This window comes from Psychromonas sp. (assembly GCF_047632995.1).
GTDB lineage: Bacteria > Pseudomonadota > Gammaproteobacteria > Enterobacterales > Psychromonadaceae > Psychromonas.
Genome location: NZ_JBLIEK010000016.1, coordinates 38,822 through 48,858, shown reverse-complemented (window position 1 = coordinate 48,858; position 10,037 = coordinate 38,822). Strand labels below are relative to the sequence as shown.

Here is a 10,037-nt window from a genome sequence, read left to right as displayed (position 1 = left end):
AAAATAGAGTATGCCCGTGCAGACATGAAGTTAAAACCGTAATGCAACTATTTGTAGTGTCAATTACATTTTTCGACTGCTCAGTATGGCTCACATTACTTATATATTTTACTATCTAGAGTGCAAAAGACACACTATCATAAGTAAACCCTCTGCTAGCAGGTTTCAGAATTCATATGACATCACTTTCAATCTTTTTACTTATAACTTCTGTCAGTATTGCGTTGCTCTACCTGATAATGGCCCGTAAGTACAAAAACCTACAGCAAAGCAATCATCACCTGCAAACACTGATCAATAGCATTCCCGATCTCACCTGGGTTAAAGATAAAGACTCTCGTTTTTTATTAGTAAACAAACAGTTTTATCAAGCGTTTGGATTGCCTAAAGAGGATATTATCGGAAAAACAGACTTTGATCTCAGCAACGATCCAGAGCGCGCGCAAAGTTATTACGAAGATGATTTACGCACCATGCAAACAGAAATAATATTTCGTACTGAAGAGCAGATAACCGGCTCGGATGGCAGTGTGGCGTGGGCAGAAACGATAAAAGTACCGGTATTTGACCAGCATAACAGGGTCATTGGGACTGCCGGTATGGCGAGAGATATCACCCAACGCAAGGATGCAGAGCAAAAATTACTCCATATCGCTTATCATGACGATCTCACCGATTTACCCAACCGAATCTTTTTTAAGCAGAAGCTAAATAAATTATTAAGCCTCAATAATTGTGCCGTCGCAGTGATCTTGTTCGATCTTAATAATTTCAAAATAATTAATGATACCCTCGGCCACAGCTGCGGTGATCAAGCCCTTCTGCAGATATCGCAGCGCTTAAAATCATTAATTGATGACAGTACTATTGTTGCGCGACTCAGTGGTGATGAATTTGTTATTGCGCATAATTACGCGAAGCTGGAAAATTCACTAGAGAAATTGCAAGTTGCCTTACTGGAGCAATTCGAAACCTCCGTCGTACTCAAAGAGGTAAATTACAATATTCGCGCCAGTTTTGGTATTGCCATTGCCCCGCGAGACGGCCGTGATTATGAAACCCTGTTAAAACACGCCGATTTGGCCATGTCTCAAGGCAAAAAAAATAAGAACAAACATTGTGTGCATTTTATTCAAAAGTTTGCCGAGGATCTGCTTTATAACATGAAGTTATCCAATCAATTACACTACGGAATCGCGAGAGAGGAATTCAGCTTAGTCTACCAGCCAAAAATTGATTCAAATACAGGTAATTTAATTGGCAGCGAGTCACTGCTCCGCTGGAAAGTAGATAATGAGCAATGGATCTCCCCCGTTGATTTTATTCCTATTGCAGAAAAAAGTGGTTTTATTATTGAGCTTGGTAACTGGATAATAAAAAGCGTCCTGAAACAGATCCGTTACTGGCTTGATAATAATATTCAGGTAGCACCTGTTTCTATTAATGTATCCGCGACTCAACTGCGTCAACCTGCTTTTGCTGACTATCTGTTTCAGCAACTCGAACGCTATCAGATACCCGGTCATTTACTGGAAATTGAACTTACTGAAGGTGTGCTGATGGAAAATATTGAGGAGATGATTGAGCTGCTCAATAAAATACGCCAAAAAAATATACGGATCAGCATTGATGACTTTGGCACGGGTTATTCGAGCCTCTCTTATCTGCCAAAATTACCCATAGACACCTTAAAAATAGACCGTGCCTTTATTACCAATCTTCATCTCAATTTGGACAATCAAAAAATTGTTCAAACCATTGTCAGTCTCGCCAATAATTTTAATCTAGCTATTATTGCCGAAGGTGTCGAGACAATCGATGAGCTGAGCGAAACCCGTAATTGCGGTATCAACAATATTCAGGGCTATTATTATTCGCGTCCATTATCTGTTAGCGACTTAGAAAGCAGATGGCTAAGCTCTGCGGATAACAACATGGGTGCTCTCACTTAATCTCCTTAACCAGCTAAGGCACTATACCAGTTGCAGGGGCCTCTTCAGGTACTATGGCACTTTTGCTGCGACAACAATAAATCTTGCACCTTGCGCGCCAGCCTGTACAAAATGGCTCTCTCCCGGTTGAATCAAGTGAGTATCGCCGGAGGTTATAATTTGCATTGTCGCCACCCCATTTTTATCTATCAGATCAATGGTTAATTGCCCTTCGAGCAGATAGTAAATTTCTTCAGTATCAATATGCGAGTGTAAACCGACACTGGCATAGGGCTCCAGGCTTGAGTCCATAAACAGCTCAACACTGCTTTTAAGTAACCTTTCTTGCTTATCTGGCTGCTCGTTATACAACCATTTTCCAATCAATTTACCACTCCCCTGCTGCCCATTGGGAGCATCAAGGTTTTTATGAGCAGGTGCATATAATACGTTGGCGATACCCGATTTCATCTTAAATCGCGAACACTTTTCCTCGCCTTGAGGCGTATAAACAGGAATATCACCCCCATGAAACTCATCTTCCGTTAAAAGTTTAGTCATACTGATAGCACTCCTTTATTTGTGTCCACCGCGGCTATTGGATGTAACACCATTGCATGCATTGATTATATCCCCTAACTATGTTTTTATTGTATCTTATAAAATCAATTTACTTGTAGGAAATACAATGAATTATCAAGCCGCAATTTTTGATATGGATGGTCTTCTTTTAGACACAGAGAGAGTGTGCATGCAGGCTTTTGATGATGCCTGTGAAGCCCTCTCCTTACCCTTTTTAAAGAATATTTATTTAGGGATTATTGGCTGTAATGCGCAAGGCATTAAACAGGTCTTGTGTGATGGTTACGGAGCAGATCTTGATTATGAACCCTTGCGCAAAGAGTGGATGAGCCGTTATCATCCAATCGTTGAGCAGCAAGCGATCCCGGTAAAAGAGGGGGTCATTGATCTGCTAAACTGGTTACAAGCGCAAGCAATTCCAATCGCGGTTGCCACATCAAGCCATAAAGAGCTCGCCATCACCAAATTGAAACTGGCTGGCTTATTTGATTATTTCGACCACCTTAGCAGCGGCTGCGAAGTGAGCGAGGGCAAACCTTCACCGGAAATATTTCTCCTTGCAGCAAGCCGTTTAAATATATCAGCGCAACACTGTCTTGCATTTGAAGATTCAAATAACGGCGTACGCTCAGCCATTGCGGCTGGCATGCAGGTCTACCAAGTGCCCGACCTGGTCAAACCCGATGCCGATATTATCGCCTTAGGCCATACAGTTAGCGATTCGCTGGCGGATGTATTAACACAGCTTAAGGTTGGACGCCTGAACAATAAGCAAAACACAGATAAGAGGCCGTTATAGCCCCAACTATTTAATGTGCAACCTCTCTTTGACGTTCTTCATCCGCTAACGGACGATTGTCGCGGCGCACTTTTTGTGCCGCCAATAAAACCTGCAGTTTTTTAGTGGATATTAAAACATTTAATATGAATCGAAAGACAATAATTCTGACAATCTACTTTTAGACTTTGTATGTCATTGCTACAAGCTCGAATTTGGCTTACAAATATAAAAACATTAAAAAACCTATTAAAAAACCTATTAAAAATCACACTAACCTCACCAACAAACCCAATCAAGATCACAACAAAGAAAACTAACAGTTTGAATTTGTTAATAATTGTCACATTATCCCCGCTATATTTTTAATCACCTTACAGTTACTAAAAATACAACCCTAATTACCTTAATATGGATATAAATATGACTAAAAACATAAAATTCTTAGCGGTTATTTTTGCTTTTATTTTGTCGGGATGTTCTCATCAGATTCAGTTAAACCCTGAAATGAAAGAATTTACCAACTCTGATATAAAGATAGATAAAACGGTTGGTTACTTTATCGCTAAAGCAGACATCGACAAGAGCGTAACAACTCCAGGAGGCGGTGGCGATAGCGTTACATATAAACCCTATAAAGACACCGAGACAGTTTTATATACCGTTCTTATCAATAAATTTGAAGATGTCTATAAAATAGATTCTCTTGAAGATAAGCAGTTTATTACTGAAAATAACATTCAGTATGTTTTTATTCCTAAGCTCGTGACAAATTCCAGTTCGGACAGCGCATTTACATGGCCTCCGACCAACTTCACTATCAGCCTATCCTGTCAAGCAATCGAAAATGGAAAAGATGTTGTTTGGGAAAAAACCATTGATGTTGAAGGCAATGCAGAATTTGATGAATTTAAGACTGACTTTTCATTATCAGCAAGGCGTGCCACAGAGAAAGCTTTTGTTAAACTTGCAGAAGAGTTGGAAAATACAGCTGCGTTCACACAATAAAAAAGAGAACATATTATGAAATACCTACTTTTACTGAGTATCATGATACTCAGTGGTTGTTCCGTTGCGACACCACCTTATGAAGCAACCGTTGCCAATGCGCAAGTACTAAAAAACAGCGATGTTAAGCCGCTCAGTGTTGGGGATTTTAAAACGGATAAAAAACTTAACAGCATCAGTTTAAGAGCCTCAAGCCTAAATTCTTCAGTGGGTAACTCTTTTGGTGATTATTTAACAGAAGCGTTAACTACAGAGTTAAAACTAGCTCAAGTTTGGTCAGGGGTCTCTAACACTGTAGTAAGTGGTGAGCTATTAAAAAATGATGTCGATGTTTCAGGCTTTAGTGTCGGTACAGGAATAATTTCTGTGCAATTTAAAGTTAAAAAAGGTGATCAACTGGTTTTTGATAAAATGATCACAGCAAACAATGAGTTCGAGTCATCTTTTATAGGCAGCATTGCAATACCAAACGGGCAAATGAGTTACGTCGATCTGGTACAAAACTTAGTAAAAGCCTTGTTTTTAGATCCTGAGTTCATCAAAGCAGTTAGCTAGTTTTATTTCAAGAGCCTGTTACTCAGGCTCTTTTAGAGAGCAGATCGCTTTGTATCTGGCATCCCGCTACAGACCAAGGCCTTCTCGGATATCTAAAAATACCGCTTCACGCGTTTTACTGTTTAGCATGGGATACAAACGGCACAAACGAATCGCGTGAGCAAACTTTTCTTTGCCGACTACGCTTAACACCCGCGTGAATAACTCCTCATCGAGATGAAAGGTTTTCACCGCATGGGTTATCGCATCATCAAGCTTAACGTAGGTGACGCCATCAAAATTAAAGCTTTCATATTGCTGCTCAAGAATCAGTTTTTCATTTGCAACCACTAACTCCCAGCCCTGATAATTGATCCGCCCTTGGATCATCTCAAACATAAACCAAGCGCTGCGTTTAAACCCCTCAAAAGCACTGCCTTCAAATTCAGACTCCTCAAGCTCTTGCTTAGTCCAGTTCGAGCCAATACTCAGGAGCTTTTGATGCTTTACCGCAAGTGCCTGTTTAATTGCATCGCGATAGCCATAAAGCGAGCTAAAGGCCGTACGCTGGACAATAGTTGCACACTCTTTACAGCTCGGCAGACAGATAGGTTTATGCGTTAACATACTCTCTTCACTGCTGTATTTCGGGAAGTTAATGGTTTTATCTTTAGGCTCACCGCAAAACCAGCAACAGGCGCGATGATTAAATGGGATTTCAATAACAGGGTAATGATTCATGCGTATCCATAATGTAAGAGTTCGTAACGTAGCAAACGCTAGGTTACCTTTAGCGGCTTAAAAACGCCACTTAACTTATGCAAAAGCAACAAACCTGGAATTTCACCAAAAAGAGACGGCTCGAACTCCCAGTAAGCGCTGTAATACGCTGATGCTTATATTTACTAATAGCTAACGAGCTTATCTCTTCTACGCATCCGCACACTCCTCTTCTTGCACAGCACCGACGCAATGGCCCGATTTAATCAGACGTTTAAATAACAAAATCCCAATACCTAATTACGCAAAAATAGGCCCTTTTCTAAAAAATAGTGAACTTGATGAATTACATTTCTGTTTTTCATCATAAAGGGATGGGTTACGGGCATAATTAAATGATCTTTCATGCCTTGTAATTTACTACTTACAACCGAGACTTTGCCGTCATTCTTACCGGGTAATAGCATTGATAAGATAGGATTAACACTGCGTGTGCCTGCAATAATCCCCAATTCGAAATTTGCCTTGCCAAGGCGATTGGGGACGCTGTTATTGTCTGTACTTAATTGCAATCCGGCTTGCCGTCTGAGTATGGGGTGATGGCACAGGTTTTGTATTTGTAATAGATCAATTAACTGCGAACCTTTATTGGGTGGACCAAGCATCACTACGCGCCCCAAGTTATCAATCAGCTTATTTTGCAAATAGATACGCACTAAAATACCGCCCATCGAGTGCGTTACAAAATGAATTCGCGCCTGATTAGGGCATAATCTCAGCGCATCATTAATGGTTTTTTCCGCCAACTCCTCGATTGAAAATTTAAATGATGGATAACGACAATTAATAACATGGTAACCCAGCTTATTTAAACTATTGCCGAGTTTTTTCATGCAACGCTCTGTTTTTCCTAGGCCATGTAATAAAATGACCGATTCGTTTTTTGCTGTTACTGTAAAATAGTTATCCATATCAACCTCCCGAAATACGCCCTGGATTAAAGCTGTTGCAAGGCCAGTTTTTTTGCTTTACTAAAATCGGTTTTCCCTGCACCTAGCTTGGGAATCTCTGCAACTTGATAGCAACGTTTCGGGATCATTAATGGATTACAACCACCGGCAAGCATGCTTTTTTTAATCTCACGACTATCCAATTCGCCTTGGTATAATAAAATAATACTCTCACCTTTTTGCGGATCTTCAATGGCAACAGCAACGACTTCGATATCATCCGGCAGATCTTCAAGTACGGCTTGCTCTATGGCGCTTAAACTGATCATTTCCCCACCAAGCTTGGCGAAGCGCGAATAGCGATCTAAAATCGTTAAAAAGCCATCGCTGTCTAATTTGCCTTTATCACCCGAGGTATACCAGCGTTCACCTTCTATCTCCTTAATCACTTGTGCGGTTTTTTCTGGATTATTGAGATAACCGAGCATGATTTGCGCACCACCAATCAACACTAATCCTGCTTCACCTAACGGCAGTTCGGCAAAACTTTCTGGATCAACTATTTTAAAGCTGCTGCCGGGTAACGGCATGCCGACCGTACCTTCTTTACCACCAACCTGAACCTGCCAAAGCTTTTGATCTAACTGATCCGGAATATTAACGCTGGCAACCGGTGTGGTTTCGGTGGTGCCGTAACCTTCTAAAATTCGTTTACTGAACTTGCTTTCAAAATCGGCTTTTACCTGAGCGTTAAGCTTTTCAGCCCCCGCCACCACAATACGCAGTGAATCAAACATTAACGGACTTACCTTTCTATTTTTTGCATATAAACGTAAGAAGGTCGAAGTGCCGCACATGATTGTCGCCTGATTTTTTGCCACCGCTTTACCAATACCAACTGCATCAGTTGGATCGGCATGACAAACCAACGGTAAACCTTCCACTAAAGGCAGAAACTGCGTTACCGTTAATCCGAATGCATGAAACAACGGCAAAGAGCCAAGAACCACATCACTTTCCTGGGTATTTAAAACATCGGAAACCTGTTTTAAATTAGCCATAATATTAGTATGACTCAGCATTACCCCTTTCGGCGCACCTTCACTGCCGCTTGAAAATAGAATAGCAGCCGCCTGCTGGGGGCTTACTTTTGTTACATACAGCACTTTTAACAGCCACGCCGGTAAGCATTTAACTAATAATAAACGTGCTATTTTATGGGATGGTTTGATCTGTTTAAGAGTCTCTTCCAGGTATACAAGCTGCACCCCCTGTAAAACTTCCGTTAAATTGATGCCGCGTTTATGCAGTTTTTTCAAAAACAGTTTTGAAGTATAAACATGACTTAACTGTGCTTGCTTGAGCGCATCGGCAACAGCATCCTGGCTGGCAGTGTAGTTAAGGTTAACAATCGTTTTACCTGCAATAACCGCAGCCATATTAGCAATCACGCCGCCCGCACTGGTGGGCAATAACAAACCAACATTTTGTGTTTTACAGCTCTTTTTAATCACCTTACTTAAGCTGATCGCCCCAACTAGACTCTGCTGAGCAGATAGTATGGTTCCAGTACTGTCAATAATTGCTTTTTGAGTTCCGACACGCTTAACTGTATCAATCCATGCACAACCAATACTCGGCAGCTCCGCCGCATGTTTTTTCCAGGATAATACTGACAGATCAAACACTCGACTTTTTACCTGCTCAGCACTGCTGGTTTTCGGCATCTGTTCTCCAAAAGCGACGACTAAATCACGAGACAATCCCTGTCCGCGCACCTCTTTTAACTTATCCGATGAACGACTGAATTTACTGCCCCATAAGCCGCGGATATAAAAAGGTATAATCGCCAGTTCCTGCTCCGCCTGTTTACAAGCCAGCTCAAAACCGCGTTTAAACTCTGCCAGATGACCATTACGGCTAATGACCCCCTCAGGAAACAACGCCACGACTTCGCCTTGATCTAACACAGCTGCTATCCGGGTTAATGAACCTTTACTTGCAGCCGAAGATTCAATTGGAATGCAGCCTAATGCCTTAAAGAACCAGCATAGATACCAGCGGGAGAATATTTTTTTGTCCATCACAAAACGTACCGGACGAGGACAGGCGATCTGCAGAACAGCCCAGTCTACCCAGCTGACATGGTTACCCAATAACAACACCCCGCCCTGCTCAGGAATATTTTTCATACCCTGCACAAACACTTTATAATGGCGTGATATCGACCAGTTAAGTACGATCCGCACTAAGCTCTGCGGTAGTTTATAAACGGTGTAAATACCGCCTAAAATAGCCACCAGCGCAGTGAAAGTCAGTAAAAAATGGCTGTCAAAACCATAGAAAGAGAAGCAGGCGGTGATCACCAGGAAGCTCGCCATACCGATATTCTGCACCCAGTTATTTAACGCTAAGACTTTACCCATCTCATCACTGCCAGCATGAAACTGAATCAGAGCATTAAGCGGTACAATAAAAATACCGCCCATCGTACCGACGGCAAAAAAGCACAGTGCCTGTGTCGCAGATGACTGCATGAAGGGTAAAAACCATAATGCAGCGGCAATCCCTGCGGCTCCCAGCGGAATTAATCCCGTTTCGATATGATCTTTTGACCATCGCCCGGCAAGCCACGAACCGAGAGCAATGCCGACACCTGTTGCGGCAATAGTTGCCTGAATAATTAAGGTATTTGTTACAGAGAAGTTAGCTTTGGCATAGGCGGGAAAACTCGCTAATAACATTTGTCCGATTGACCAGAACATCGCTAACCCAATAATCGCTAGACGAATCACTTTACGTTCAATAAACGGACTTAAGCTTTCTTTCATGTAAGTGCCGGAACGATACTTTCCCCAGTCAAATGATTTATCGACCTGTTTCTGCTCTATATTTGGTAATCGATAAGCCATAATTAACTCAATAATTGAATTGATCACTAATAACCAGGCTAACGGTGCCATGCTTTGCAGTATCGATGCCGGATTTGAAAATTCAGGCTGATACAGTGACTCAAATAACAGTGAATAAACTAGGGTGCCGGCTAAAATAGCAACAATGGACACAGCTTGTACCAGTCCATTCGCCTGAGCCAGTTTCTCTTTACCAAATAGAGGTTTGATATAACCGTATTTAGCCGGTGAATAAAAGGTGGACTGTACTGCGAGTAAAAAGGTCATGGCAAAAGCAAACCAGAACAGTCCCAGGTAATAACAGACAGTGATCGCCAGTGTCAGCACAACAGCCGCCCAGGCACTAATCCGTATCACTCTATTTTTAGGGTATTTATCCGAAATAAAACCAGCAGGGGTCAGTAGTAAAATGAAAGGCAGTAAGATTAAACCATTCACCAAAGCCGTCAGTAATACCTGTTGCTGGCCATCATAGGTTTTGAAGATAGTATTCTGAATGATTATCTTATGCCCTAAATCAACGAAAGCATTTAAGAACACCGCAAAAACATAGGGCCAGGCACCTTTTATCTTAGCTAACTTATCCATTTTGAAACTCCGTGTATATTGATACAAAATCATA

8 protein-coding genes are annotated in these 10,037 nt (G+C 41.5%); 4 read left to right on the top strand and 4 right to left on the bottom strand.

What is annotated here, in order from left to right:
* Positions 1-176 precede the first annotated feature (176 nt).
* Positions 177-1,952, top strand: coding sequence for an EAL domain-containing protein (locus ACJAT7_RS04880; protein ID WP_415225677.1), 1,776 nt, complete (start codon positions 177-179; stop codon positions 1,950-1,952).
* A 51-nt stretch (positions 1,953-2,003) separates the two neighbouring features.
* Here the strand turns inward: ACJAT7_RS04880 and ACJAT7_RS04875 are convergent, their stop codons facing one another.
* The gene (locus ACJAT7_RS04875; protein ID WP_415225676.1) at positions 2,004-2,492 is read right to left on the bottom strand and encodes a cupin domain-containing protein; all 489 of its coding nucleotides are present in this window, start codon (positions 2,490-2,492) and stop codon (positions 2,004-2,006) included.
* Between the two features lie 127 nt (positions 2,493-2,619).
* On the opposite strand from ACJAT7_RS04875, the gene ACJAT7_RS04870 reads away from it, so the two are divergent.
* The 3 genes from ACJAT7_RS04870 (at position 2,620) to ACJAT7_RS04860 (ending at position 4,854) form a co-directional block, all read left to right on the top strand.
* The gene (locus tag ACJAT7_RS04870; protein ID WP_415225675.1) at positions 2,620-3,312 is read left to right on the top strand and encodes an HAD family hydrolase; all 693 of its coding nucleotides are present in this window, start codon (positions 2,620-2,622) and stop codon (positions 3,310-3,312) included.
* Between the two features lie 402 nt (positions 3,313-3,714).
* Entirely contained in the window at positions 3,715-4,299 is a 585-nt protein-coding gene (locus ACJAT7_RS04865) for a hypothetical protein (protein WP_415225674.1), read from the top strand.
* Between the two features lie 15 nt (positions 4,300-4,314).
* Positions 4,315-4,854, top strand: a complete 540-nt coding sequence (locus ACJAT7_RS04860) for a hypothetical protein (protein WP_415225673.1) — start codon at positions 4,315-4,317, stop codon at positions 4,852-4,854.
* Between the two features lie 66 nt (positions 4,855-4,920).
* Here the strand turns inward: ACJAT7_RS04860 and ACJAT7_RS04855 are convergent, their stop codons facing one another.
* The 3 genes from ACJAT7_RS04855 to ACJAT7_RS04845 form a co-directional block, all read right to left on the bottom strand.
* Positions 4,921-5,574, bottom strand: coding sequence for a hypothetical protein (locus tag ACJAT7_RS04855; protein ID WP_415225672.1), 654 nt, complete (start codon positions 5,572-5,574; stop codon positions 4,921-4,923).
* A gap of 275 nt (positions 5,575-5,849) precedes the next feature.
* The gene (locus ACJAT7_RS04850) at positions 5,850-6,524 is read right to left on the bottom strand and encodes an esterase/lipase family protein (protein ID WP_415225671.1); all 675 of its coding nucleotides are present in this window, start codon (positions 6,522-6,524) and stop codon (positions 5,850-5,852) included.
* Between the two features lie 26 nt (positions 6,525-6,550).
* Positions 6,551-10,003 carry an acyl-[ACP]--phospholipid O-acyltransferase gene (locus ACJAT7_RS04845; protein ID WP_415225670.1) on the bottom strand — a complete coding sequence of 1,151 codons (3,453 nt, stop codon included), beginning with the start codon at positions 10,001-10,003 and terminating at the stop codon, positions 6,551-6,553.
* Positions 10,004-10,037: the final 34 nt, after the last annotated feature.

Bases quoted from the DNA above. Each gene is read 5' to 3' on its own strand.
- ACJAT7_RS04865 (WP_415225674.1), top strand. From the start codon at position 3,715: ATGACTAAAAACATAAAATTCTTAGCGGTTATTTTTGCTTTTATTTTG.
- ACJAT7_RS04845 (WP_415225670.1), bottom strand. From the start codon at position 10,003: ATGGATAAGTTAGCTAAGATAAAAGGTGCCTGGCCCTATGTTTTTGCG.
- ACJAT7_RS04855 (WP_415225672.1), bottom strand. From the start codon at position 5,574: ATGAATCATTACCCTGTTATTGAAATCCCATTTAATCATCGCGCCTGT.
- ACJAT7_RS04875 (WP_415225676.1), bottom strand. From the start codon at position 2,492: ATGACTAAACTTTTAACGGAAGATGAGTTTCATGGGGGTGATATTCCT.
- ACJAT7_RS04880 (WP_415225677.1), top strand. From the start codon at position 177: ATGACATCACTTTCAATCTTTTTACTTATAACTTCTGTCAGTATTGCG.
- ACJAT7_RS04850 (WP_415225671.1), bottom strand. From the start codon at position 6,524: ATGGATAACTATTTTACAGTAACAGCAAAAAACGAATCGGTCATTTTA.
- ACJAT7_RS04860 (WP_415225673.1), top strand. From the start codon at position 4,315: ATGAAATACCTACTTTTACTGAGTATCATGATACTCAGTGGTTGTTCC.
- ACJAT7_RS04870 (WP_415225675.1), top strand. From the start codon at position 2,620: ATGAATTATCAAGCCGCAATTTTTGATATGGATGGTCTTCTTTTAGAC.